This is a genomic window from Micromonospora sp. SL1-18, from assembly GCF_047921505.1.
GTDB lineage: Bacteria > Actinomycetota > Actinomycetes > Mycobacteriales > Micromonosporaceae > Micromonospora.
In genome coordinates, this window is the sequence record NZ_JBLROA010000021.1 from 1 (window position 1) to 26,199 (window position 26,199).

Genomic DNA, 26,199 nt, shown 5'->3' on the forward strand with positions numbered 1-26,199 from the left:
ATGCGGGCGTTTTCCGCGTGGCACCGTCGGAAGTCGGCGCCCGAAACAGGTCAGCGGCTCTGGATGCCATCGCGGATCTGACGGAAGAGCGCGGCCGAGTCGTCCACCGAGCGGCCGGGGAACATCGCCATCACCACGCTCCCGTGGTCGGCCCAGCCGCAGACCGCGAAGTCGCCGCCGTCGCCGCCGGTCGTACCGCACTTCATGACGCCGCCCAGCCGCCCGGCGTCCACCCCGCGCAGGCCGGTCACCTTCCCGGTCTCGTCGGCCATCAGCCCGAAGAGGCTGTTCAGGTCCCGTTCGGGCTGCCAGAGCAGGGTGGTGCCGCCGAAGATGAGGATCGACCGCTTCGCGTCCGCCGGATCGCTGTAGATGGCGCCGAAGCTCCGGTCCAGGGCGATGTCGGCCGCGAATCCGTCGCGTAGATATTCAGCGGTGCTGCGGGCCCGGTCGCTGCCGTCGCGGGTCAGCCCGGCGACCTTCTCCGGCGTACTCAACCGGGTGTCCTTCTGGTCCAGCACCTGCCAGCCGGCGACGCCGAGCGCCCCCAGACCGGCCAGCCCGACCACCAGCGCGGCGGCCAGCGCGATCCGCCGCCGACGCGAGGCCGGGCGTCGCTCGGGCTCCTGCGCCGGGTCACGGCGGCTCAGCTGGATCGGCTCGTCGGTCAGGTCAACCGGCTCGGGCCCGTCGTCGACGTGACGTTCGGTGAGGTGCGCGTCGGACATGTCCGCCACCGTACGCGAACAGGAGGTGGCGCACGTCAGGTCTCCAGAAGCGCTCCGTAGACTTTCTCAGGTGACCGAGAGACTGGATGCCCGACGCCCCGACGCCCCGACCCTTGCCGGCCAGTACCAGCCCGGCGAGGTAGAGCAGCGACGGTACGAGCAGTGGGTAGCCGCCGGCCACTTCCGGGCGTCGGCGGAGAGCGACAAGCCCCCCTTCACGATCGTCATCCCACCACCGAACGTCACCGGCTCGCTGCACATGGGGCACGCGTTCGAGCACACGCTGATGGACGCGCTGAGCCGGCGTAAGCGGATGCAGGGCTACGAGGCGCTCTGGCTGCCCGGCATGGACCACGCCGGCATCGCCACCCAGAACCTGGTCGAGAGGCAGCTCGCCGGCGAGGGGCTGTCCCGCCACGACCTGGGCCGGGAGAAGTTCGTCGAGCGGGTCTGGCAGTGGAAGGCCGAATCCGGCGGCGCGATCCTGGGCCAGATGCGGCGCCTCGGCGACGCGGTCGACTGGGACCGCGAGCGCTTCACCATGGACGCGGGCCTGTCCCGGGCCGTGCAGACCATGTTCAAGAAGCTGTTCGACGACGGGCTGATCTATCGGGCGAACCGGATCATCAACTGGTGCCCGCGCTGCCTCACCGCCCTGTCCGACATCGAGGTGGAGCACACCGACGACGAGGGTGAGCTGGTCTCGATCCGGTACAGCGACGACGTCGTGGTGGCCACCACCCGCGTCGAGACGATGCTCGGCGACACCGCGGTCGCGGTGCACCCGGACGACGAGCGGTACCGGCACCTGATCGGCACCGAGGTGGCCGTCCCGCTCACCGACCGGCGGATTCCGATCGTCGCCGACGAGCACGTCGACCCGAGCTTCGGCACCGGCATGGTCAAGGTGACCCCGGCGCACGACCCGAACGACTTCGAGATCGGCCAGCGGCACGACCTGCCGTCGATGACGATCATGGACGAGCGGGGCATCATCACCGCGCCGGGACCGTTCGAGGGCCTGGACCGGTACGAGGCCCGGCCGGCCATCGTCGCCGCGCTGCGCGAGCAGGGGCTGATCGTGGCCGAGAAGCGGCCGTACGTGCACGCGGTGGGGCACTGCTCGCGGTGCAAGACCACGGTCGAGCCGCGGCTGTCGTTGCAGTGGTTCGTCAACACCGCCCCGCTGGCCAAGGCCGCCGGCGACGCGGTCCGCGACGGCCGGGTGAAGATCGAGCCGGCCGAGCTGGCCAAGCGCTACTTCGCCTGGGTCGACAACATGCACGACTGGTGCATCTCCCGGCAGCTCTGGTGGGGCCACCGCATCCCGGTCTGGTACGGCCCGGACGGCGAGATCGTCTGTGTCGGCCCCGACGAGGAGCCGCCGACCGGCGAGGGCTGGCGGCAGGACGAGGACGTCCTCGACACCTGGTTCTCCAGCGGCCTGTGGCCGTTCTCCACCCTCGGCTGGCCCGAGCAGACCCCGGACCTGGCGAAGTTCTATCCGACCAGTGTGCTGGTCACCGGGTACGACATCCTTTTCTTCTGGGTCGCCCGGATGATGATGTTCGGCCTGTACGCGATGGACGGCCGGCAGCCGTTCGACGTGGTCGCCCTGCACGGCATGGTCCGCGACGAGCACGGCAAGAAGATGTCGAAGTCGTTCGGGAACGTGGTCGACCCGCTGGACTGGATTGACCGGTTCGGTGCCGACGCCACCCGGTTCACCCTGGCCCGGGGCGCCAACCCCGGTCAGGACGTGCCGGTCAGCGAGGAGTGGTGCCAGGGCTCCCGCAACTTCTGCAACAAGCTCTGGAACGTCACCCGGTTCGCGCTGATGAACGGCGCGCACACCGAGGGCTCGCTGCCCGCCGCCGACCGGCTCTCCACGGTCGACCGGTGGATCCTGTCCCGGCTGGCGCACGTCACCGCCGAGGTGGACGAGCAGTTCGAGGCGTACGAGTTCGCGAAGGTCTGTGACCTGCTCTACCACTTCGCCTGGGACGACGTTTGCGACTGGTACGTGGAGCTGAGCAAGCCGGTGCTCGCCGAGGACGGGCCGGCGGCGGACACCACCCGATGGGTGCTCGGGCACGTGCTGGACCAGCTGCTGCGGCTGCTGCACCCGGTGATCCCGTTCGTCACCGACGAGCTGTGGGTCGCGCTGACCGGCGGGGAGACGGTGATGACCGCCGCCTGGCCGGTGGCTGACCGTACCCTCGTCGACGACGTCGCGGAGGGCGAGGTCGTCACCCTGCAGCGGGTGGTGACCGAGATCCGCCGGTTCCGCTCGGACCAGGGGCTGCGGCCGACTCAGCGGGTGGCGGCCCGGCTCGACGGCCTCGGGCCGGCGGGCATCGGGGCGCACGAGCCACTGATCCGGTCGCTGGCCCGCCTCGACGCGCCCGGCGACGCCTTCCAGGCCAGCGCCACCCTCGCCATGCCCGGCGAGGTCAGCGTCGCGCTGGACACCCGAGGCTCGATCGACGTGGCGGCCGAACGGGCCCGGCTAGCCAAGGACCGGGCGGCCGCCGAGAAGGAGGCCGCGCAGGCGCGGGCGAAGCTGGACAACCCGGCGTTCGTCGGCAAGGCCCCGGAGCACGTGGTCGCCAAGATCCGTGAGCGGCTCGCGGTGGCCGAGGCGGACCTCGTGCGGATCGACGCCGCGCTGGAGGCGCTGCCCTCGTGACCGACCGCACCGAATTCGCCGCGGTGGAAGCCGCGCTCGCCGAGCGCGGTTTCACCCGCGTGCACTTCGAGCTGGAGAAGATCGAGACCCTGCTCGACCTGCTCGGCAGCCCGCAGCGGGCGTACCCGTCGATCCACCTGACCGGTACGAACGGCAAGACCTCGACGGCCCGGATGATCGACTCGCTGCTGCGGGCGTTCGGGCTGCACACCGGCCGCTACACCAGCCCGCACCTGGAGACCGTCCGGGAGCGGATCAGCCTGGACGGGGAGCCGGTCAGCGAGGAGCGCTTCGTCGCCACGTACCGGGAGGTGGCACCGCTGGCGGAGCTGGTCGACCAGCGTGCCGCGGAGCCGCTGACGTACTTCGACATGACCACCGCGCTGGCGTTCGCCACGTTCGCCGACGCGCCGGTCGACGTCGCGGTGGTCGAGGTGGGGCTCGGCGGTGCCGAGGACTCGACCAACGTGATCCAGGCCGGGGTGGCGGTGTTGACCCCGATCGGGGTGGACCACACCGAGTGGCTCGGCGACACCCTCCAGGACATCGCGCTGCACAAGGCGGGCATCATTCACAAAGGTGCCACGGTGATCGCGGCGGCGCAGGAGGAGGAGGCCGTCCGGCCGGTCCTGGAGCGTTGCGCCGAGGTCGGCGCGACCATCGCCCGGGAGGGCTCCGAGTTCGGTGTGCTGCGCCGGGCGGTCGCCGTCGGTGGCCAGGTGCTCACCATCCAGGGCCTCGGCGGCGTGTACGAGGAGATCTTCATCCCGCTGCACGGCGCGCACCAGGCGCAGAACGCGGCCGTCGCGCTCGCCGCGGTCGAGGCGTTCCTCGGGGCGGGGGCGCGGCGGCAGCTCGACGTCGAGGCGGTCCGGGAGGGCTTCGCCTCGGCCAGCTCGCCGGGGCGGCTGGAGAAGGTGCGGACCGCCCCGTCGATCCTGCTCGACGGGGCGCACAACCCGCACGGGATGGCCGCCACGGTGACCGCGCTCCAGGAGGAGTTCGCGTTCAGCAAGCTGGTCGGTGTGCTCGCCGTGCTCGGTGACAAGGACGCGGCCAGCCTGCTGGAGCTGCTGGAACCGGTGCTCGACTCGATCGTGGTCACCCGGAACAGCTCGCCCCGGGCGATGCCCGCCGACGCGCTGGCCGCGCTGGCCCGGGAGGTCTTCGGGCCGGAGCGGGTGCAGGTCGCCGAGGAGATGCCGGACGCCATCGAGGCGGCCGTCGCCGAAGCCGAGTCCGACGTACCCGGCGAGCTGGCCGGCGTCGGCGTGCTGATCACAGGATCGGTGGTGACCGTGGCCGACGCTCGCCGGCTGCTCAAGCGATGACCGGCCCGGTGCGCCCCGACGCCGGGGGCCGACCGGACGAGGCGACCCCGCCGCCGGCGGGTGCTTCGGTGCCTGACGGAACGCCGCCAGCGGCGGGCGGGGCGTCGGAGCAGCGGCGATCCGGGCTGCGCAACCCGGAGAAGGCGGTGCGCGGGCTCGGCGCGGGGGCGCTCGCGCTGGAGGCGCTGGTGCTGCTGCTGGCCATCCAGCCGATCCGGCTGGTCGGCGGGCACCTCAGCGGCGCCGCCATCGCCGCGATCGTCGCGCTGGCGGTGGCCTGCGTGGTGCTGGCCGGGCAGATGGGACGCCGGTGGGCGTGGCACGCCGGGACGGTGGTGCAGGGCCTGCTGCTGCTCTCCGGGCTGCTGCACTGGTCGCTGCTCGTGCTGGGGATCATCTTCGCCCTGGTGTGGGCGTACACGCTGCACGTGCGGCGGGTCATCCTAGGCTGAGCGGCCACCGTTTGCGGCGCACTGGTTGGAAGGGCCTTTTGTTGACGGACAGGCGTCAACAAAAGGCCCTTCCTCGCACATCAGGCGTCGGCGAGGGTACGCCACTGGGTGAGGGCGACGCCGTGGCCGTCCGGGTCCTTGAAGGCCGCCGCCCACACCTCCAGCTTGGTGCCTCGGTTGACCACCCGCGGGGCGTACGTGAAGCGCACGCCCGACCCACGCAGGCGCTCGTAGGCGGCCTGGATGTCGTCGACCTCCAGGTTGACGTGGACCAGCCGGCGGCTCATCGGGGCAGCCCCGGTCACCTGGCGCAGCACCAGCCGGGTCGCCCCGGAGGTGAGGACGGCGTTGCCGGCGCCCCGGTCGAATTCCGCGAAGCCGAGGTCCTGGTAGAAGTCGAGCGACCGGTCCAGGTCGGTGACGAGCAGCGTGATCCCGACCCCGCTGATCGGGCTGATCGACTCGGCCGGCTCGTGGCCGGCCGGCCCGAAGATCGCCTCGTCCAACTCCTCCGGGGTCGGCGGCGCCTCGTCGGCCGGCTCGTCCAGCGGGACGTCGACCGGATCCACCAGGTCGAACCGCTCGCCAACGGGTGGGCGCTGCGCCGGGGTGGTGGCCCGACGCGGCAACGGGCCGCCGGCCGTCGGTTCGGCACCCACCGGGCCGCCGGCCGTCGGCTCGACGAGCTGGCCCTCCAGCACCACCGGTCCGCCGCGGCGCTGGTGCATCACCACCGGCTCGCGGTCGTCGGGCCGCCCGGTGACGTCGTCGAGGAGCGGGTCCGGCCCGGGCGGGAAGTCGTCCTCCGAGGCGCGGTCCGCCCACGGCGGTGCCTCCTGCGCGATCAGCACCTCCTCGGCCGGGTCGGCGTCGGCGTACTCGGGTGGGAGGTCGGCGAGCGCGGCGGCGAGCTCGGCTTGGGTGGGCACCTCGTCCCAGAGGACGCGGACGTGCCGCTGGTCGTCGAGGGCGACCCGGACGGGCAGCGCCTGGCCCAGCGACGGCCACTTGGCGACCGGGACCCGCGGCTCGATGATCTTCTTGGACCGGGGTGGCAGCCCGGGTGCGTCGATCACGAGTTGGAGTTCGCAGCGGCCGAAGGCGTACTGGGTGGGTGGCTCGGAGACAGTGTGCACATGGCCCAGCCCGACGACCCAGGCGCGTCCGCCACCGCGCACGGTGGCCAGGGCGATCGCCAGCACCAGCAGCGCGACGCCGAGGGCCACGATCGCCCAGCTCGTCATGCCCAGCCCGAACAGCACGATGAACGCGGCCACGGTGCCCAGCACCGCGGCGATCAGCTTGCGTACCGGCGCGATGGGTCGGTTCCCGCCGTTCGCCACAGTGGACCTCCCAAGGGTCTAGGGCCAGGCTAGGCCGGACCAGCGACCGGGGGAAGGAACAGCCGCCGCGTCGGCGCCGGGACCGGGTCGCTACGCTGACCGTACCCATCCCGACCCGCTTCCGTGCACAGGAGGAACCCAGCGTGTCCAGCAGCAGCCCGGATGAGCGCACGCTCGTACTGATCAAGCCCGACGCGGTGCGCCGCGGTCTGGTGGGCGAGATCCTCGGCCGGTTCGAGCGCAAGGGCCTGCGGATCGACGCGCTGGTGTCCCGGACCATGGACGGCGACTTCGCCGACCAGCACTACGCCGAGCACGTGGACAAGCCGTTCTACCCGCCGCTGAAGGCGTTCATGATCGGCGGCCCGCTGGTGGCCCTGGTGCTCTCCGGCGACCAGGTGATCGAGGTGGTCCGCGGGATGATCGGCAGCACCGACGGCCGTAAGGCCGCCGCCGGCACCATCCGGGGCGACCTCTCCCTGTCCAACCGGGAGAACCTGGTGCACGCGTCCGACTCGGTCGACAGCGCCAAGCGGGAGATCGCCCTCTGGTTCCCCGAGCTGGGCTGACGTCCTCGCCGACGGCCCCCGTCTTCGCCTTGGGACGGGGGCCGTCGCGCGTGTTCAGCCGGTGACGCGGGCCAGCTTGTCGGGGTTGCCGACCAGGTAGAGGCCGGTGATCCGGCCGTCGGCGGCGGCGACGGACAGCGTGTAGCGGGCCCCGGGCGGCCAGCGCAGCAGCAGCGCGGGCGCGCCGTTCAGCTCCACCGCTGCCGCCTCCACTGTCGGGCGGCGGTGGCCGTAGATGCCGGCGAAGAAGCGGGCGATCCGATCCGCGCCGTGGACCGGGTTGCGCGCCGCCCGCACCCGGCCACCCCCGTCGCTCCAGGCGGTGGCGTCGGCCGCGACCAGGTCGGTCAGCCGGGCCAGGTTGCCGTCGCGGGCCGCGGCCAGGAAGGCGTCGAGCAGTCGCCGCTGCTCTTCCGGCCCAGCGGTGAAGCGCCGCCGGTCGTCGGCGAGCCGGGCCGCGGCCCGGTGGTGCAGCTGCCGGCGGTCCGCCGCCGACCGGTCCAACAGGTCGCCGATCTCGGCGTACGGCAGGGCGAACGCGGTGTGCAGGACGTACACCGCGCGCTCCGGTGGGGTGAGCCGTTCCAGCAGGTGCAGCAGCGCGGTGGAGAGTGTCTCCCGCAGCTCGACGGTGTCCAGCGGGCCGAACGGGGTGGCCGCCCCGGTGGGCACCGGCTCGGGCAGCCACGGCCCGACGTACGTCTCCCGGGCGGCCTGCCGGGCGCGCAGCCGGTCCATCGCCACGTACCGGCCGCCTGCGCCGCCTCGACGGCGGTCACACCTCGTGCGGCGGCTCGTGCCGGGTGCTCACCGCGATCCGGTTCCACACGTTGATTGTGGCAATCGCGACGAGCAGGTTGGCGAGCTCCTTCTCCGGCCAGACTTCGCCGCGGCGTCCCACACCTCGTCCGGCACGCCGTGTTCACCGAGCCGGGTGACCGCGTCGGTCAGCGCCAGCGCGGTTCGCTCCCGCTCGTCGAAGAACGGCGCCTCCCGCCACGCGGCGACGGCGAAGAGCCGCCGGCTGGACTCGCCGGCCGCGAGCGCGTCGCGGCTGTGCATGTCGACGCAGAACGCGCAGCCGTTGAGCATTGATGCCCGCAGCTTCACCAGCTCCAGCACGGTGTGGTCCACGTTCTTCTGGACGTACGTCTCCAGCCCGAGCACCGCCTGGTACGCCTCCGGCGCCACGGCACTGATGTTGATCCGGCTCATCGCCGCCTCCCTCGTGTCGTCGTACGCGGGCACGACGGATCGGCGCGGCCCGGATGTGACAGGTGCGGACTGTGACGGTGGTCATGCCCAGCGCGGCTCCCGCGGCGGTGCCCCCGCACGACGTCGACGAGTGGTCAGCCGGGGTTTCCCCGCTGGCCATCCGCGTGCGCCGGTCCGCCTCACCTGGGATCGGTAGACCACAAGGGACCGATTCCGACGGAGGGGAAAGATGACTTCTCTCGATCGACGTACCGTGTTGCGCGCCGGACTGCTGACCGGCGCCGGACTGGCCGGCGGCGGCCTGCTCGGCGGCGGCTCGGCCGCGGCGGCGCCGGCCTGGCAGCCATCCGGCCGCCCGGTGCTCACCCACGGGGTGCAGAGCGGCGACGTGACCGCCGAATCGGCCCTGGTCTGGACCCGTGCCGACCGGCCCGGCCGGATGTACGTGGAGGTGAGCCGCCGCCCCGACCTGCGCGGCGCCCGGCTGCTGCGCGGCCCGGTGGTGGACCCGTCGACCGACTTCACCGGCCGGGTGCGGTTGCGGGGCCTGCCTTCCGGCGAGCGGCTGTACTACCGGGTGGGCGTGGAGAGCCTGGACCGGCCCGGGCTCAGCAGCGAGCCGCTGGTCGGCTCGTTCGCCACCGCGCCCGGCCGGCACGAGCGGCGGGACGTGCGGTTCGTCTGGACGGGGGACATCGCCGGCCAGGGCTGGGGGATCAACCCGGACTTCGACGGCATGGCGATCTTCCGGTCCATGCGGGCGGTCCGCCCCGACTTCTTCCTGTGCAGCGGGGACACCGTCTACGCCGACGGCCCGCTTGACGAGCGCGTCACGCTGCCGGACGGCCGGGTCTGGCGCAACCTGGTCACCCCGGAGAAGAGCAAGGTGGCCGAGACGCTGGCCGAGTATCGCGGGCAGTTCGCGTACAACCTGCTCGACGATCACCTGCGCGCGTTCGCCGCCGAGGTGCCCCAGATCAACCAGTGGGACGACCACGAGGTACGCAACAACTGGTACCCGGGGCAGATCCTCACCGACGACCGGTACGCCGAGAAGCGGGTGGACGTGCTCGCCGCCCGGGCCCGGCAGGCGTTCCACGAGTGGCTGCCGGTCGCGGCCGACGGCCCCCTCTACCGGCGGCTGTCGTACGGGCCGCTGCTGGACGTCTTCGTGCTCGACATGCGGACCTACAAGGACCCGAACGACGGCAACACGTACGCCGACCCGGGCCGCGGCCTGCTCGGCCGGGAGCAGCGGGAGTGGCTGGTCCGGGAGCTGACCCGGTCCCGGGCGACCTGGAAGGTCATCGCCAACGACCTGCCGCTCGGCCTGGTGGTGCCGGACGGCCCGAGCGCGCAGGAGGGCGTGGCGCAGGGCGACCCGGGCGCGCCGGCCGGCCGTGAGCTGGAGTTCGCCGAGGTGCTGGGCACCGCCCACCGGGCCGGGGTCACCGGCATCGTCTTCCTCACCGCCGACGTGCACTACACCGCGGCCCACCACTACGACCCGGCGCGGGCGGCATTCCGGGACTTCACCCCGTTCTGGGAGTTCGTCTCCGGGCCGGCGCACGCCGGCGCGTTCGGCCCGAACGCCCTGGACGGCACGTTCGGCCCGCAGGCCGTGTTCGTGAACGCGCCGCCGCGCGCGAACACCTCGCCCGCCGAGGGCTTCCAGCACTTCGGCGAGGTCGCCATCGACTGCGAGTCAGGTGCCATGACGGTGCACCTGCGCGACCGCGCCGGCGTCTCCCTCTGGACCACCACCCTCCCCGCCCCCACCCGCTGACCCTCGTCGATCATGAGGTTGGCGGCGATGGCGATCGTCCGATCCGCCGCCAACCTCATGATCATCGGGACGGGGTGATACTCGGAGGCGGAGCAGCCGGCCGGTCGAGTACGCTTATCGGCACACAGGCGACGACCCGGCCATCACCGGCGAGCCTCCGGAAGAACAGCCGGGTGACCGGCCCAGTAGAACCGGACGGGACCGGCCCGTCACAGCCGGCCAACGAGCGGGCGGTCGCACCTTTGACCGCCAAGCGGGGTGGTACCGCGGGCCTGCCCCGGGGCGCCGGTGACGGCGTACCCGGAAACGGTTCGTCCTCGCAGACCCACACTGACAGTGAGCTGCTGAGGAGAGCGACCCCCGATGGCCTATCCGTTGCACGACCCGACCGCCGCCGGCGTCCCGGCGAGCCCGGACCTGCCCGCGGTGGAGCGCCGGGTCCTGGAGCACTGGACGGCCGACAAGACTTTCGAGGCCTCCGTCGAGGCTCGCGAGGCCGGCGGGAACGGGGAGAACGAGTACGTCTTCTACGACGGCCCGCCCTTCGCCAACGGCCTGCCGCACTACGGCCACCTCTTCACCGGGTACGTCAAGGACGTGGTGCCGCGCTACCAGACCATGCGCGGCCGCCGGGTGGAGCGGCGCTTCGGCTGGGACTGCCACGGCCTGCCGGCCGAGGTGGTGGCCGAGAAGCAGCTCGGCATCACCAGCAAGGCGGAGATCCTCGACCTGGGCGTGGCCCGGTTCAACGAGGTCTGCCGCAGCTCGGTGCTGGAGTTCACCCAGGACTGGGAGCGGTACGTCACCCGGCAGGCCCGCTGGGTGGACTTCGCCAACGACTACAAGACGCTCGACCTGGACTACATGGAAAGCGTCATGTGGGCCTTCAAGACCCTGCACGACAAGGGTCTGGTCTATGAGGGCTTCCGGGTGCTGGCGTACTGCTGGCGGTGCGAGACGCCGCTGTCGAACACCGAGACCCGGATGGACGACGTCTACAAGGACCGGCACGACCCGACCCTGACGGTCTGGTTCGAGTTGACTCCGGACGAGTCGGCCCCCGAGTTGGTGCGTGGGCCGGTCAAGCTCGGCGTCTGGACCACCACGCCGTGGACCCTGCCGTCGAACCTGGCGCTCGCCGTCGGCCCGGACATCGAGTACGCGGTGCTGGAGCGCGACGGCTCCCGCCACCTGGTGGGTGCCGCGCGGCTGGCCGCGTACGCCAAGGAGCTGGAGGGGTACGAGCAGGTCGGCACCGTGCGCGGCGCGGACCTGGTCGGTCGCCGCTACACCCCGCTGTACGACTTCCTCGTCGAGCAGGCCGGGGAGAACGCGTACCAGGTGCTCGGCGCGGACTTCGTCACCACCGAGGACGGTACCGGGATCGTCCACCTGGCCCCGGCCTTCGGTGAGGACGACCAGAACGTCTGCAACGCGGCCGGCATCCCGACCATCGTCACCGTGGACGACCACACCCGGTTCACCGCGCTGGTCGCGCCGTACGAGGGCGAGCAGGTCTTCGACGTCAACAAGTCGGTGATCCGGGAGCTGAAGGAGCGGGGGGTGGTGCTCCGGCAGGACACCTACACCCACTCGTACCCGCACTGCTGGCGCTGCGACACCCCGCTGGTCTACAAGGCGGTGTCGTCCTGGTTCGTGGCGGTGAGCCAGTTCAAGGACCGGATGGTCGAGCTGAACCAGCAGATCAACTGGACCCCGGGGCACATCAAGGACGGCTCGTTCGGCAAGTGGCTGGCCAACGCCCGGGACTGGTCGATCAGCCGGAACCGGTTCTGGGGCTCGCCGATCCCGGTGTGGAAGTCCGACGACCCGAACTACCCGCGGGTCGACGTGTACGGCTCGCTGGCCGAGATCGAGCGTGACTTCGGAGTGCGCCTGAGCGACCTGCACCGGCCGGCGGTGGACGAGTTGGTCCGGCCCAACCCGGACGACCCGACGGGGAAGTCGATGATGCGCCGGGTGCCGGAGGTGCTGGACTGCTGGTTCGAGTCCGGCTCGATGCCGTTCGCCCAGGTGCACTACCCGTTCGAGAACCGCGAGTGGTTCGAGCACCACTACCCGGGCGACTTCATCGTCGAGTACATCGGGCAGACCCGCGGCTGGTTCTACACCATGCACGTGCTGGCCACCGCGCTGTTCGACCGGCCGGCGTTCCGCAACTGCCTCAGCCACGGCATCCTGCTCGGCTCGGACGGGCGCAAGATGTCCAAGAGCCTGCGCAACTACCCGGACGTCTACCACGTCTTCGACTCGTACGGGTCGGACGCGATGCGCTGGATGCTGATGTCCTCGCCGGTGCTGCGCGGCGGTGACATGGCGGTCTCCGAGGCGGGCATCCGGGACGCGGTCCGCCAGGTGCTGCTGCCGCTGTGGAACGTCTGGTACTTCTTCTCGCTCTACGCCAACGCCGACGGCTACGTGGCAAAGCGGAAGACGGACGCTGAGCCGACGGGCGGAGCCGTCGCCGGCGACCTGCTCGACCGGTACGTGCTGGCGAAGACGAACGAGCTGGTGTCGACAGTCCAGGCGCAGATGGAGGCGTACGACATCTCCGGCGCCTGCGCCACCGTGCGGTCCTTCCTGGACGCGCTGACCAACTGGTACGTGCGCCGCTCGCGGGATCGGTTCTGGTCCGGCGACGCCGACGCGTTCGACACCCTGTGGACGGTGCTGGAGACGCTCTGCCGGGTGGTGGCGCCGCTGGCGCCGCTGACCGCGGAGGAGATCTGGCGCGGCCTCACCGGTGAACGGTCGGTGCACCTGACCGACTGGCCGTCGGCGGAGGACTTCCCGGCCGACCACGAGCTGGTGACCGCGATGGACGCCACCCGGGCGGTCGCCTCGGCGGCGCTGTCGCTGCGCAAGGCCAAGGGACTGCGGGTGCGCCTGCCGCTGTCGAAGCTGACCGTGGCCTCGCCGCGGGCGGAGCAGCTGCGGCCCTTCGCCGACCTGGTCGCCGACGAGGTCAACGTGAAGGCGGTGGACTACACCGACGAGGTGTCCGCGTACTGCCAGCAGGTGTTGACGGTGGTGCCGCGGGCGCTCGGCCCCCGCGTCGGCAAGGCGGTCCAGCAGGTCATCAAGGCGGTCAAGGCGGGGGAGTGGGAGCTGGTCGACGGCGCCCCGGTCGCCGCCGGCGTCACCCTGGCCGAGGGCGAGTACGAGCTGCGCCTGGTCGCCGCCGACGCCGAGAACTCCGCGCCGCTGCCCGGCAGCGAGGGCGTGGTCGTGCTGGACGCGCGGGTCACCCCGGAGTTGGCCGCCGAGGGGCTGGCCCGGGACGTGGTCCGGGTGGTGCAGCAGGCCCGCCGGGACGCCGACCTGGACGTGTCGGACCGGATCGTGGCGTCGGTCTCGGCCTCTGAGGAGGTGCGTGCGGCGGTGGCCGCGCACCTGGACTTCGTGGCCCGGGAGGTGCTCGCCGAGAGCATCGACTTCGCCGAGGGCGTCGAGGGCTTCCCCGGCGAGGTCGGCGACGGCGAGCGTGTGACGGTCGCCGTCCGCCGGGTATGAGGTGAAAGGAGGGGCCCCTTCTTAACGCGTCAGGCATAGGAGGGGCCCCTCATTAACCCGTTCAGGTTCATCGAGCGGGCGGCGTGACCACCCGCGCGGTTCGACGCGACGGCGTCGGCTAACGTGACACCGCCTGTACCAGCCCGATTTCCGGAGGACCCGTGCCGCTGCTCTACACCATCGGCAAGCTCGCCGTGGCACCCACGATGCGGTTGGCCTTCCGTCCGACCGTGGAGGGGTTGGAGCACATCCCGGCGACCGGCGGGGCGATCTTCGCGGGCAACCACCTCTCGGTTGCCGACGAGCTGCTCCTCGGCACGGTGGTGCCGCGACACCTGGCCTTCTGGGCCAAGTCGGAGTACTTCACGGGCACCGGCGTGAGGGGCGCGTTCTCCAAGTTCGTGCTCACCGGGCTGGGCGCCATCCCGGTGGCGCGGGCCGGCGGTCGGGCGGCGTTGTCGGCGTTCGACGCGGCCATCCCGGTGCTCAAGGCCGGTGATTTGGTCGCCGTCTATCCGGAGGGGACCCGCTCCCCGGACGGGCGGCTCTACCGGGGCCGCACCGGGGCCGCCCGGCTGGCGGTGGCGGCCGGCGTGCCGATCATCCCGGTCGGCGTGACCGGCACGGACAAGGTGCAGCCCATCGGCACGCGGGTGCCCCGGCCCGGCCGGGGCGAGATCGGCATCCGGTTCGGCAAGCCGCTGGACGTCACCGGCCGGTCCGACGACCGGACGTCGCTGCGCGAGATCACCGACGAGCTGATGGCCGAGATCCAGAAGCTCACCGGCCAGGAGTACGTCCCGCGCTACGCCCCCAAGCGCGCCGAGCCCCCCGCCGACCAGGCCGCCTGAGTCGTCCCGGCGGGCCGCCTGCCCCACCGCTCGGGTTGTGGCGGTCAGGGTTACTTCGGGGTCACCACCTGCTGGCGTAGCCGGTCCAGCAGGTGACCGCTGTCGTCCAGGTTGAGCCGGGTGAAGACGCCGGTGGCCAGGCTGCCGTGGTCGACCGAGGTGCACACCACCACCGCGTCGCCGTTCGCCCGGCCGACCGCGCAGCGCTCGTACCGGCCCCGGACGCGGGTCTCCACCGGTTCGGCGGGACCCAGCGCGTAGCTGTCCGTGAGGCGGGTGATCTCGGCGTCGGCGTCCGCTTCGGGGGTCAGGCGTAAGCCGGTGCTGCCGAAGAGGACCACCCGCTTGCCCTCGCTCGTGTTGTAGATCCCGGCGAAGGCGTCGTCGGCGAGCGGGTGCGCCCGGCGTACCTCGGTCTTCAGCTCCTCGGTTTCCTTCTGGCTGCGCTCGTCCTGCCGCAGCCGCAGCCCGGCGATCTGATCGGGCAGGGTCGCGCTGGCCGGGTACTGGGTACGAAGCGGCTGCGCCCACCACAGCGGTACGCCGCAGCAGCAGGCGACGGTGAGCAGCAGCACCCAGGGCCAGCGGCGCCGGCGGCGGACCGGCACGGGCACGTACCCCTTGGGCGGCTGCCATCCGGGTGGCGCGGGAGGCGGCGGCGTGGTCTGGCGGCGCTGCCGCGGTGGCCTGACCGGTACGGGCGGCTGCGACACCGGGCGGGCGGCGACCGGCGGCGCAGGAGCGAACGGCGGGGGAGGGAATGGTGCCGGGGCCGCCGGCGTGCCGGCGCCCGGCGGCGGTGGCGTGGCCTGCAGGGGTGGGTAGGGCGGGGTGTGTGCCGGCGTCGGGTAGGGCGGCGTCGGCGGCAGCGCCGGGAAGTCGGCGGAGTGCAGGTCCCAGCCGCTGGTGTCCACGCCCTCCCACGGGTCGACCGGCACCATGTGCTCCGGCGAGTCCACCGGCGGCACCGGGGTGGGCTCGGCGGACTCACCCCAGGAGCGCTTGCGCGGCGGCGGGGGCGGGACCGGTGCGGATCCGCTCCACCTGGGTGCGGGTGGCTGAGGGCTGGTCTCCACCCGGGTCGGGTCCGGGCCGCCCTGACCTGGGACCGGCGCCGAGCCGGACGGGCGCCCGGGGACGGTGGTGGAGTCGCCTTGCCGGGTCGGTACGGGCGCGGCGATCGTGGCACCGGCCGTCCCGGGCCCCGGCGGGTCGTCCGGTACCGGCTCGTCGGTCGGCTCGCCGGCGTCCGCGACCGGCTCGGCCGGTGCGTCCGGGCTGGTGGTCGACCTGGTGGGTACGTCCGAGTCGCCGGCCGGCAGGGCCGGAGCGTCCGCGACCGGCTCGGCCGGTACGCCCGAGGTCCCGGTTTCCGCCGGTGCCGGTGCGGGGGTCTGGGCCGATCCGTCGATCCCGTCAGTGCCGGGCTCCCGGCCCGTGGCCGGGTTGCTCCCGTCGGTGCCGGGCTCCCGGCCCGTGGCCGGGGTGCTCCCGTCGGTGCCCGGCTCCTGGCCCGTGGCCGAGGTGCTCCCGTCGGCCGGCCGGTCGGTGCCCGGCTGCGGCTCCGGCATCGCGGCATTCTCCTCTCGCGCCGTTGCGAGGTTAGTACCGCCGTGCCACCGCGGACGAATCCGCTCGTCGGGTCGTGACGTACCAGATCTTGGACAGTTGCCGTGCGCTGCGGACGGAAGGTGTCCAAGATCCGGGTGAGCCAGGCGGTGGGCTGTCGCGGTGCGGCGTGGTGGCCGGGGGAGCACCGCGTACCCTTGGGCATCATGAGTGCCCCGTCCACGACGCCGCGTCCCGCCGCGGCCAATTCCGTTTGGCCCCGGCTGGAACCGCTGCTGCCCCAGGTGACCAAGCCCATCCAGTACGTCGGTGGCGAGTTGGGCGCGGTGGTCAAGGACTGGGACGCCGCGACCGTCCGGTGGGCGCTGATGTATCCCGACGCGTACGAGGTGGGCCTGCCCAACCAGGGCGTGCAGATCCTCTACGAGGTGCTCAACGAGCTGCCCGACGTGCTCGCCGAGCGGACGTACGCGGTCTGGCCGGACCTGGAGAGGCTGATGCGCGCCCACGGCGTGCCGCAGTTCACCGTCGACGCGCACCGCTCGGTGCGTGACTTCGACGTGTTCGGCGTCTCCTTCTCCACCGAGCTGGGCTACACCAACCTGCTCACCGCGATCGACCTGGCCGGCATCCCGCTGCTCGCCGCCGACCGCACCGACGCCGACCCGGTGATCGTGGCCGGCGGGCACGCCGCGTTCAACCCGGAGCCGATCGCCGACTTCGTCGATGCCGCCGTGCTCGGCGACGGCGAGGAGGCGGTGCTGGAGATCACCGCGATCGTCCGCGACTGGAAGGCCGAGGGCTGCCCGGGCGGGCGGGACGAGCTGCTGCTGCGGCTGGCCCGCACCGAGAGCGTGTACGTGCCGCGCTTCTACGACGTGGACTACCTGCCCGACGGCCGGATCCAGCGGGTCGTGCCGAACCGCCCCGACGTGCCGTTCCGGGTGCACAAGCGCACGACGATGGACCTGGACGCCTGGCCGTACCCGAAGAAGCCGCTGGTCCCGCTCGCCGAGACGGTCCACGAGCGGTACGCGGTGGAGATCTTCCGCGGCTGCACCCGCGGCTGCCGGTTCTGCCAGGCCGGCATGATCACCCGTCCGGTGCGGGAGCGCTCGATCACCACAGTCGGCCAGATGGTGCAGCAGGGGCTGGAGTTCTCCGGCTTCCACGAGGTGGGCCTGCTGTCGCTGTCGTCGGCCGACCACTCCGAGATCGGCGACATGTGCTCCGGCCTGGCCCAGCAGTACGAGGGCACGAACGTCTCGCTCTCGTTGCCGTCGACCCGGGTGGACGCGTTCAACATCGACCTGGCCCAGGAGCTGTCCCGCAACGGCCGGCGTACCGGCCTGACCTTCGCTCCCGAGGGCGGGTCGGAGCGGATTCGCAAGGTGATCAACAAGATGGTGTCGGAGGAGGACCTCATCCGCACCGTGGTCACCGCGTACACCAACGGCTGGCGGCAGGTGAAGCTCTACTTCATGTGCGGCCTGCCCACCGAGACCGACGAGGACGTGCTGCAGATCGCCCGGATGGCCCACGAGGTCATCAAGGCCGGCCGGGAGGCCACCGGGTCCAAGGACATCCGCTGCACGGTCTCCATCGGCGGCTTCGTGCCGAAGCCGCACACCCCGTTCCAGTGGTCGCCGATCGAGCGCCCGGAGGTCATCGACAACCGGCTCAAGCTGCTCAAGCAGGCGATCAACGCCGACCGGTCGCTGGGCCGGGCGATCGGCTTCCGCTACCACGACGGCGAGCCGTCGCTGATCGAGGGCCTGCTGTCCCGGGGTGACCGCCGGATCGGCGCGGTGATCCGCGAGGTCTGGGAGAACGGCGGCCGGTTCGACGGCTGGAGCGAGCACTTCTCGTACCAGCGCTGGGTGGACGCCGCCGCCGAGGTGCTGCCGGCCTTCGGGGTGGACCTCGACTGGTACACCACCCGGGAGCGCGACGAGTTGGAGGTCCTGCCCTGGGATCACCTCGACTCGGGCCTGGACAAGGACTGGCTCTGGCAGGACTGGCAGGACGCCCTGTCCGAGTACGAGCAGGACGACTGCCGGTGGACCCCGTGCTTCGACTGCGGCGTCTGCCCGGCGATGGACACCGAGATCCAGATCGGCCCCACCGGCAGGAAGCTGCTGCCGCTGACCCCGGTCAACGGCCTGAAGCTGCCCGCCGGCACCCAGCACTAGCACGGTCGACGCGTCCCGGAGCGCGGGAACCCGGTGGGGTCCCGCGCTCCGTCGTGTCCGAGCCCGGGTCGGGTCGGCCTTCCCGTGATCCGGGGTGGGGGTGCCTCGATTGGCCGTCCCTCGATACGCTGCCTCCGACATGGACCGACCGGCGGGTCGGCAACGGGGAGGGGCAGCAACATGGGTGGAGTCAGGCCGCCGGACACCGGTGATCTCACCGTCAGTGTCGAGGACCTGGACGCCGCGGCAACGTACGTCGAGCGTTTGAAGGAGTACGTCGACGACACCATCGGATACGAGATGGAGCGCATCAAGGAGCGGATGAAGGGCGACAGCAACAACGCCCAGACCGTTCCGAACGGCACCCCCTTCGGCGCGTACGAGGACGCCCGCATGCAGTGGCAGGCGTTGACCAAGTCGACGGCCAACATGGAGGCTCACCTGAAGTATCTCTCCCAGAAGCTGGCCAGCCTCAAGAAGGGCACCGAGGACATCGCCCAGACGTACCGCGACGCCGAGGCGCGCAACGCCGCCAACGGCAAGGAGATCGAGCGGTTGCTGGAGTCTGCCACCCCGCCGCCCACCGCCGGCGGCGACCCCACCTACCCGGACAAGGCCTGAGGGGGACGATCATGGCTGAGGGAACCTGGGAGCGGTGCGTCCGCGAGGTGACGCTTTCCGCGGACCCGGAGACGGTCGGCTCGGTGGGCGTGGGATGGAACAACCTCTCCACCGCGCTGGGCTACCTGCGGGACTCGCTGGTCGGGCGGTCGTTCGTCGGCCCGATCGCGCCCGGCACGGAGCGCCCGCACGTCGACGGCCTGCCCGCCCTTCTCTCCGGCTGGAAGGGCAGCGGCGGCGACGCGTACCGGGAGCACCTCGGGGAGATCGGCAAGGACATCGAGGAGCTGATCACCCACGCGAGCGACGTCAGCGGTGCGCTGTCGCGGATCGAGACTGACATCCACAAGTCGGTCGCCAGCATCCCGATCCCGCTGATGGACGACTTCGGCTGGAACGAGTGGAGCCTGCCCAATGGCACCGAGCTCGACGACGCCCGGGACGGCGAGAGCACATCGGGCTTCCTCGCCGCGCTGCGCAAGGACTACCAGAGCAACCCCGCCTCGTACGCCGATGGCGCGTTCCGCGACAAGGCCGACGACCTCGAAGCGACCATGAAGATCGACGGGAAGGCCGAGGACCACAAGCGGGGCGGCTGGTGGGACACCAAGTCCCACCTGGACAACTGGTACCGGGACAACCAGCAGGCGGCCAACAGCGCCATGTCCCCGCTGCCGAAGGCGGTGGAGACCGAAAGGCCCAAGCTGGTCGTACCCGAGCCGGACCGCCAGCGCGGCGGCTACCGGCCGGACGACCGGAAGCCGCCGTCCGGGTACGACCCAGGCGGTGGCGGCGGCTTCGGTGGTGGTGGCGGGGCCCCCAACCTCGGCAGTACCGGCATCGGCGGTGGCGGCGGCGTGCCCGGCGGTGGCCACTCGTCCATCGCGCCGCCGGCCCCCGGCGGCAATTTCGGCGGCGGCAGCCACGGCGGTGGCCCGGGCTCCCACACGCCGTCGTCCATCGGCCCCGGGTACACCGGGACAGACCACGCCTACGGCACCGGCCTGGCCGGCGCCCAGGCCCCGACCACCGTCAGCCCGGGCTACGGCGGGGGAAGCGGCCCCGGCTCGCCCGGCCTCGGCGGAGTCGGTGGCGGTGCCGGTGGAGGCATCGGCTCGGCCGGTGGCATCGGCGGTGGCGGCGTCGGCGCGGCCGGTGGCATCGGCATGGGCGGCGTGCCCGGCATGGTCGGTGGCGGCAACGGCAAGGTGCCGCCGATGACCAGCGCGGCCAGCGCGCTGCGCAACGCGACCGGCGCCGGTGCGGGCGCGAACGGCCTGCGCGGCGGCGGGATGATGGGCGGCGGCATGATGGGTGGCGGGCACGGCGTCGGTGGAAACGGCGCTGGCGGCACGGGCGCCGAGCCCTCGTCATGGTTGACTGAGGACGACGATACGTGGGGCACCGGTGACGCCGCGTCCCCGGGCATCCTGCGATGAGGACGGACGGATGAGCTTGAACGTCGGCGCACTCCGACCAGTCGCGGCCGCATTGCTGGCCGGGCTCCTGGTGGCGGGGGCCGCCCAACCGGCGGCCGCCGCGCCCCGGCGGGCCGAGCAGTGGTACCTGGACGAGCTCCGGATCGACCAGGCGCACAAGCTTTCCACCGGTCAGGGTGTGGTCGTCGCGGTGCTGGACACCGGCGTCGATGCCACCCACCCGGAGCTCGCCGGTCGGGTGCTGCCCGGCGGCCGCAGCTACGGCGGCGCCTCCGGCGACGGACGTGCGGACTCGGACGGCCACGGCACCCACATGGCCGGCATCATCGCGGCCCGCAACGCCGGGCGGGACGGCGTCGTCGGCGTCGCTCCCAACGCGAAGATCCTGCCGATCAAGCTGGTGCCGGTCAATGAAAAGACCGACGAGGGCAGCCTGCCGCTCGGCATCCGGATGGCCGTCGACAGCGGCGCCAAGGTGATCAACATATCGTGGGGTGGGGGCGGCGCCGCCAGCCTCGACAAGGAGAGCGCCATCAAGTACGCCCTTGACCGGGACGTCGTGCTGGTCGCCTCCGCTGGCAACACCGCGCTGGGAGACGACGACGTCATCCAACCCGCCAACGTACCGGGTGTGATCGCGGTCACCGGGACGACCCACGGTGGTGCCTTCTGGTCCGGCTCGGTGCAGGGGCCGAAGGCCGTCGTGGCCGCCCCCGGCGACAGCATCTACAACATCGGCCCGAAGCACGGCTACGGCTGGGGCGACGGCACCTCCGACTCCGCCGCGATCGTCTCGGGTGTCGCGGCGCTGATCCGATCGAAGTACCCGGACCTCGACGCGGCCAACGTGATCAACCGGATCATCAAGACCGCCCGGGACGCCGGCCCGCCCGGCCGTGATCCGCAGTACGGTTTCGGCCGGATCGACCCGGTTGCCGCGCTGACCAAGGACGTGCCGAGGGTCTCCGCGAACCCGCTGCTCGATCCGGCCGCCGCGGCCACCAGCGCCCCTGCTCAGGCGGCCGAGGACGACAACTTCGACGTGACCAAGTACGGCGACCGGGGCGGCCCCACCGACCAGCAGGTCATGGTGATCGGCATCGGCATCGCCGTGGTGCTGGTGATCCTGCTCGCGCTGGCGATCTTCCTGATCTGGAACCGCCGCCGGTACCGCCGCGAGGCGGCCCTCGCGGCCGACGCCCCGGACGAGCTGCTTGACCGGGTCCCGCCCGGCGCGGGCTACGGTCCACCCGGCACCCCGCCGGTTCCCGCCGGCTACGGGCGGCCGCCGGGCGCTCCGCCCGCTCCGGGTGGTTACGCCCAGGGTGTTCCGCCCGCTCCGGGTGGTTACGCCCCGCCCCCCGGCTACGGCCCGCCCCCTGGGGCGCCCCCGGCGTCGCCGGGAACGTACCCGCCACCCGGGGGCGGCAACCCGTCCTGATCGTCGCCGCCGTCGGTAGCCGGTCCTGGTCGATGCCGGCAACCGGTCCTGTTCGTCGTGGCCGGCCGGGTGACCTGCGCCTCACCCGACCGGCCGCCGGCGCCGCCCGAGGCCGGGGGCAAAGGGGCCGGTTGACCGGTTCGGGGCGAATTTCCGGGCTTCTCGACCGCCCCGGCTGCCGGCCGTCGCGGGCGCTGCGCCAGGATGGGACGGACACGCAGGTAAACCCGAGGAGCTCACGATCGCCAGAAAGCCTCAACCCGAGGGCGGCCAGGCGCCGGTCGTCCAGCGGGTTCGGATCCGGTACGCCAAGCGTGGACCGTTGCGGTTCACCTCGCACCGGGACTTCGCCCGGGCCTTCGAGCGCGCGCTGCGCCGGGCCGGCGTACCGATCGCCTTCTCCCAGGGCTTCAACCCGCACCCGAAGATCTCGTACGCCTCCGCCGCACCGACCGGCGTCGCGAGTGAGGCCGAGTACCTGGAGGTCGGCCTGCGCGAGCCGGTCGACCCGGAACAGCTGCGGATGGCCCTGGACACGGCGCTCTCGCCCGGACTCGACGTGCTCGACGCGGTGGAGGCCGCCGGGGGCAGCCTGGCCGATCGGATCGAGGCGTCGCGCTGGCGGATCGAGCTGCCGGAGGTCGACCCGGACGTGCTGCGGCGGGCGGTGGACGCCTTCACCGCCGCCGAGGAGATCCAGGTCGAGCGGATGACCAAGCAGGGCCGGCGTACCTTCGACGCGCGCGCTGCCGTCATCAGCATCGATCTGCTGTCCCCGTCGGAGACGCCTTCCGGGGCGACAGCCGTACCGTGTGCGATACTCGAGGTGGTTGTACGGCAGGTCACCCCGTCCGTACGGCCCGATGACGTCCTTTCCGGCCTCCGCGTGGTGGCCGACCTGGAGCCGCCGGTCGCTCCGAAGGTGATCCGGCTGGAGCAGGGCACGTTGACCGCGCAGGGCGAGATCGTCGATCCGTTGGATGCGGATCGCGACGGGGCAGCCATCGGAGGGCGCTGACCGACGGTCAACGCTCTGGCAGGCAGACTTCGGCGGTCGCGCACCTGCGCGCCCGGCGGAAACACCTTTTGCGGCGACCCTGCGTGGCAGCGCTCACCCGCGCCCGGGGCAGCCAGAACTGGAGAACGTCCATGCTCGAGAACGAGCCCGAGGGCGGCGAACGGACCGGTTCAGAACCGGCCGAGGCATCCGCCAGCAGCACCCAGAGCACTCCCGAGACCAAGCCGCCGGCCCGCAAGCGGACCAGCCGCCGCAAGGCCGCCCCGCTCAACCAGCCGGAGCAGACCGACGCGCCGGTCGCGGCGTCCACCGACGCCGGCACCACCAGTGGCGAGGCGCCGCAGGGCGAGGTTGTCGCGCCGGTCGCCGGTGAGTTGGAAGCCGCGCCGAAGACCACCCGGCGGCGGCGCAAGGCGACCGCCGCGAAGGCGGTCGAGGAGCCGGTGGTCGCCACCGGTGTGGAAGCGGCCTCCGAGGAGGTCGTCCCGCCGGTCAAGGTCACCCGTACCCGCCGCCGGAAGGCCGCCCCGCCGCCGGCCGAGGCGCCCATCGAGGAGTCCGCGACCGAGGCACCGGCCGAGGCCGCCGCCGGAGCGGGGGCCGAGCCGCCGGCGGAGGCGGAGCCGCAGGCGGACACCGGTGGCGAAACCGGTGAGCGTGCCGAGCCGTCGGCCGTCGCCGTGCCGGTCGAGGAGGCCGGCGAGGAGGAGGCCGGGGAGGCCGAGGGCGCCGAAGCCGAGGGTGCGGAGACCGGAGCCGGGCCGACGCCGGCCCGGGAGCTGCCCGGTGGGCCCACGCCGGCCGTCGAGGGCGTGGCGGAGGTGCCGCCGGCCGGCGAGGCCACCCTGGCCCGGGCCGGTGGGCCGGAGGACCGGACCGGCGAGGTCGCGCCGGGTGCCGCCGTCCCCGAGGGCGCCGGGCAGCCGGCCGAGGCGCCGGAGCGGCCCACCCGTCGCCGGCGGGCCGGGCTCACCGCGCCGACCGTCCTGTTCATGGCGCCGCAGCCCGAGGAGATGCCGATCGGCCGGGTCACCGGCCCGGACGTCGAGGAGCCGGCCGAGGAACCGGTGGAGACCGGCCGGCGCCGCCGGCGTGGCCGCCGCGAGGCGGAGCCGGTCGAGCCCGAGGCCGAGCCCGAGGCCGAGCCCGAGGCCGAGGCCGAGGCTGAGGTGGAGCCGACCGTCGAGCTCGAGGAGGCCGCCGAGGCGGAGGAGGAAGAGGAGGAGGTCTCGGGCCGCCGCCGTCGCAGGCGTGGCCGCCGCGGCCGGGGCCGGGGCAAGGGCGGCGTGGAGGACGTCGAGGAGGACGAGGCCGAGGAGGCCATCCAGACCGAGAGCGCCGAGGCCGAGGCCGAAGAGGTCGAGGAGGAGGCCGAGGGAGACGGGATGACCCGCCGCCGGCGTCGCCGGCGCCGTCGGGGCGCGGGTGACGTCGAGGCCCCGGCCGAGGACGGCGTGCCCACGGTCGTCAAGATCCGCGAGCCTCGCCGGCCCGTCGACGAGGTGCAGGGCGTCTCCGGTTCGACCCGGCTGGAGGCCAAGCGGCAACGCCGCCGGGACGGCCGGGAGCAGCGGCGTACCCGGCCGCCGATCCTGAGCGAGTCGGAGTTCCTGGCCCGCCGGGAGGCGGTCGACCGGGTGATGACCGTCCGCCAGCGCGGCGACCGGACCCAGATCGCGGTGCTCGAGGACGGCGTGCTGGTCGAGCACTACGTCACCCGCAACTCGTCCAGCACCATGGCCGGCAACGTCTACCTGGGCAAGGTGCAGAACGTCCTGCCCAGCATGGAGGCGGCCTTCGTCGACATCGGGCGCGGTCGCAACGCCGTGCTGTACGCCGGCGAGGTCAACTGGGACACCACCGGCCTGGAGGGCCGAGCCCGCTCGATCGAGCATGCACTCAAGTCCGGCGACTCGGTGCTCGTACAGGTCACCAAGGACCCGATCGGGCACAAGGGCGCGCGGCTGACCAGCCACATCGCGCTCTCCGGTCGGCACCTGGTCTACGTGCCGAACGGCAACGCCTCCGGCATCAGCCGCAAGCTGCCGGACACCGAGCGCAAGCGGCTGCGGGACATCCTCAAGAAGCTGGTGCCGGACGGTGCCGGGGTGATCGTCCGGACCGCCGCCGAGGGCGCCAGCGAGGACGAACTGGCCCGGGACGTCAAGCGGCTCCAGGCGCAGTGGGAGGACATCCAGGCCAAGGCGGCCGAGGGTGGCGCCCCGGTGCTGCTCTACGAGGAGCCGGACCTGGTCATCCGGGTGGTCCGGGACCTGTTCAACGAGGATTTCCGCGAGCTGGTGATCGAGGGCGAGCAGGCGTACGACGTGGTCGAGTCGTACCTGTCGCACGTCTCGCCGGACCTGGTCGCCCGGCTGCGTCGGCACGTCGGCACCACCGACGTCTTCGCCGAGTACCGGATCGACGAGCAGATCCTCAAGGGGCTGGACCGCAAGGTCTTCCTTCCCTCCGGCGGCTCGCTGGTGATCGACCGGACCGAGGCGATGACCGTCATCGACGTCAACACCGGCAAGTACACCGGCTCCGGGGGCAACCTGGAGGAGACGGTCACCCGCAACAATCTGGAGGCGGCCGAGGAGATCGTGCGCCAGCTCCGGCTGCGCGATCTCGGCGGCATCGTCGTGATCGACTTCATCGACATGGTGCTGGAGTCGAACCGGGAGTTGGTGCTGCGCCGGCTCACCGAGTGCCTGGGCCGGGACCGCACCAAGCACCAGGTCACCGAGATCACCTCGCTGGGTCTGGTGCAGATGACCCGCAAGCGGATCGGCGCGGGCCTGCTGGAGGCGTTCAGCGAGACCTGCGAGTGCTGCAAGGGCCGGGGTGTCATCATCCACACCGAGCCGGTGCCGGAGAAGCCGCGAGGCGGCAACGCGGGGGAGAAGGTCAAGGCGGTCGCCTCGGCCGTCACCACCCCGGCCGCTGAGGAGCGCGGCGGGGCCCGGCGCCGGGGCCGCAAGGCCACGTCGGAGAAGACCGTCGCCGAGGTGACCGACGCCCAGGCGGACGCCGACTACCACGACACGATGGGCTACGACCTGTCCCGGTACGAGACCGAGACGCCGGCCGCCCCGGCGGTCGCCGACAGCCAGGAGGGCGACTCGGCCCGGCTGGCCGCGGCGGACGACCCGGACGCGATCGGCGACGGCGAGGCCGAGGAGGAGGGCGGCTTCGGCCGCCGGCGTTCCCGGCGCGGCGCTCGGCGGCGTACCCGGCCGTGAGCCGTTGACCAGTACGCGTTCGACAGGGCCCCTTCCCCGGCGACAGAGCCGGCGGGAGGGGCCCTGCCGTTCCGCCGGCCCCGACCGCGACCCTCTGCGCGGTGGGCTTCACCGCACCGGCCCACCGCCTCACCCCGGTCCCGGTGGTGCCTCGGCGCACTCTGTCCGGGCCTGACCGG

Annotated in this window: 17 protein-coding genes and 1 pseudogene; 13 read left to right on the top strand and 5 right to left on the bottom strand. The window is 72.6% G+C overall.

From position 1 onward, the window contains the following. Positions 1-50: 50 nt before the first annotated feature. On the bottom strand, positions 51-728 hold the full coding sequence (locus ACNAW0_RS12790) for a hypothetical protein (RefSeq protein WP_416288033.1): 678 nt from the start codon (positions 726-728) through the stop codon (positions 51-53). A gap of 70 nt (positions 729-798) precedes the next feature. On the opposite strand from ACNAW0_RS12790, the gene ACNAW0_RS12795 reads away from it, so the two are divergent. The 3 genes from ACNAW0_RS12795 to ACNAW0_RS12805 are packed head-to-tail and all read left to right on the top strand — an operon-like array spanning position 799 to position 5,200. Further along, on the top strand, positions 799-3,417 hold the full coding sequence (locus ACNAW0_RS12795; protein ID WP_416288034.1) for a valine--tRNA ligase: 2,619 nt from the start codon (positions 799-801) through the stop codon (positions 3,415-3,417). Beyond that, the gene (locus ACNAW0_RS12800; RefSeq protein WP_416288035.1) at positions 3,414-4,748 is read left to right on the top strand and encodes a bifunctional folylpolyglutamate synthase/dihydrofolate synthase; all 1,335 of its coding nucleotides are present in this window, start codon (positions 3,414-3,416) and stop codon (positions 4,746-4,748) included. The genes ACNAW0_RS12795 and ACNAW0_RS12800 overlap by 4 nt, the downstream gene beginning before the upstream one ends. Further along, a complete protein-coding gene (locus ACNAW0_RS12805; RefSeq protein ID WP_416288036.1) occupies positions 4,745-5,200 on the top strand; it encodes a DUF4233 domain-containing protein in 456 nt (151 codons plus the stop codon). Before ACNAW0_RS12800 ends, ACNAW0_RS12805 begins: the two co-directional genes overlap by 4 nt. An 80-nt stretch (positions 5,201-5,280) precedes the next feature. Here the strand turns inward: ACNAW0_RS12805 and ACNAW0_RS12810 are convergent, their stop codons facing one another. After that, positions 5,281-6,543: a VOC family protein gene (locus ACNAW0_RS12810; RefSeq protein ID WP_416288037.1), complete on the bottom strand. Its 1,263-nt coding sequence runs from the start codon at positions 6,541-6,543 to the stop codon at positions 5,281-5,283. A gap of 143 nt (positions 6,544-6,686) precedes the next feature. Between ACNAW0_RS12810 and ndk the strand changes: the two genes are divergently transcribed. Then, positions 6,687-7,112 carry a nucleoside-diphosphate kinase gene (gene ndk, locus ACNAW0_RS12815; RefSeq protein ID WP_416288038.1) on the top strand — a complete coding sequence of 142 codons (426 nt, stop codon included), beginning with the start codon at positions 6,687-6,689 and terminating at the stop codon, positions 7,110-7,112. A 54-nt stretch (positions 7,113-7,166) separates the two neighbouring features. Here ndk and ACNAW0_RS12820 read toward each other — a convergent pair whose 3' ends face one another. Further along, positions 7,167-7,850 (bottom strand): sigma factor-like helix-turn-helix DNA-binding protein, encoded by a 684-nt coding sequence (locus ACNAW0_RS12820; protein ID WP_416288114.1) that lies wholly within the window; start codon positions 7,848-7,850, stop codon positions 7,167-7,169. 37 nt (positions 7,851-7,887) lie between these two features. Next, positions 7,888-8,327 (bottom strand): annotated as a pseudogene (locus ACNAW0_RS12825) (carboxymuconolactone decarboxylase family protein). A 229-nt stretch (positions 8,328-8,556) separates the two neighbouring features. Between ACNAW0_RS12825 and ACNAW0_RS12830 the strand changes: the two are divergent. The 3 genes from ACNAW0_RS12830 to ACNAW0_RS12840 all read left to right on the top strand — a co-directional run bounded on the left by ACNAW0_RS12830 (position 8,557) and on the right by ACNAW0_RS12840 (position 14,498). After that, positions 8,557-10,113, top strand: a complete 1,557-nt coding sequence (locus tag ACNAW0_RS12830) for an alkaline phosphatase D family protein (RefSeq protein WP_416288039.1) — start codon at positions 8,557-8,559, stop codon at positions 10,111-10,113. A 363-nt stretch (positions 10,114-10,476) separates the two neighbouring features. After that, positions 10,477-13,647 carry an isoleucine--tRNA ligase gene (ileS, locus tag ACNAW0_RS12835; protein ID WP_416288040.1) on the top strand — a complete coding sequence of 1,057 codons (3,171 nt, stop codon included), beginning with the start codon at positions 10,477-10,479 and terminating at the stop codon, positions 13,645-13,647. A gap of 161 nt (positions 13,648-13,808) precedes the next feature. Continuing rightward, positions 13,809-14,498: a lysophospholipid acyltransferase family protein gene (locus tag ACNAW0_RS12840; RefSeq protein ID WP_416288041.1), complete on the top strand. Its 690-nt coding sequence runs from the start codon at positions 13,809-13,811 to the stop codon at positions 14,496-14,498. Positions 14,499-14,548: 50 nt separating this feature from the next. Here the strand turns inward: ACNAW0_RS12840 and ACNAW0_RS12845 are convergent, their stop codons facing one another. Beyond that, a complete protein-coding gene (locus ACNAW0_RS12845) occupies positions 14,549-16,069 on the bottom strand; it encodes a hypothetical protein (RefSeq protein ID WP_416288042.1) in 1,521 nt (506 codons plus the stop codon). A gap of 204 nt (positions 16,070-16,273) precedes the next feature. Here ACNAW0_RS12845 and ACNAW0_RS12850 point away from each other — a divergent pair, with 204 nt between their 5' ends. The 6 genes from ACNAW0_RS12850 (at position 16,274) to ACNAW0_RS12875 (ending at position 26,020) form a co-directional block, all read left to right on the top strand. Next, the gene (locus tag ACNAW0_RS12850; protein WP_416288043.1) at positions 16,274-18,259 is read left to right on the top strand and encodes a TIGR03960 family B12-binding radical SAM protein; all 1,986 of its coding nucleotides are present in this window, start codon (positions 16,274-16,276) and stop codon (positions 18,257-18,259) included. A gap of 180 nt (positions 18,260-18,439) precedes the next feature. Next, positions 18,440-18,880, top strand: coding sequence for a hypothetical protein (locus ACNAW0_RS12855; protein ID WP_416288044.1), 441 nt, complete (start codon positions 18,440-18,442; stop codon positions 18,878-18,880). 11 nt (positions 18,881-18,891) lie between these two features. After that, the gene (locus ACNAW0_RS12860; protein WP_416288045.1) at positions 18,892-20,319 is read left to right on the top strand and encodes a hypothetical protein; all 1,428 of its coding nucleotides are present in this window, start codon (positions 18,892-18,894) and stop codon (positions 20,317-20,319) included. Between the two features lie 10 nt (positions 20,320-20,329). Next, positions 20,330-21,760, top strand: a complete 1,431-nt coding sequence (gene mycP / locus ACNAW0_RS12865; RefSeq protein WP_416288046.1) for a type VII secretion-associated serine protease mycosin — start codon at positions 20,330-20,332, stop codon at positions 21,758-21,760. 298 nt (positions 21,761-22,058) lie between these two features. After that, positions 22,059-22,778, top strand: coding sequence for a TIGR03936 family radical SAM-associated protein (locus tag ACNAW0_RS12870; RefSeq protein ID WP_416288115.1), 720 nt, complete (start codon positions 22,059-22,061; stop codon positions 22,776-22,778). A 131-nt stretch (positions 22,779-22,909) separates the two neighbouring features. After that, positions 22,910-26,020 carry an Rne/Rng family ribonuclease gene (locus ACNAW0_RS12875; RefSeq protein ID WP_416288047.1) on the top strand — a complete coding sequence of 1,037 codons (3,111 nt, stop codon included), beginning with the start codon at positions 22,910-22,912 and terminating at the stop codon, positions 26,018-26,020. Positions 26,021-26,199: the final 179 nt, after the last annotated feature.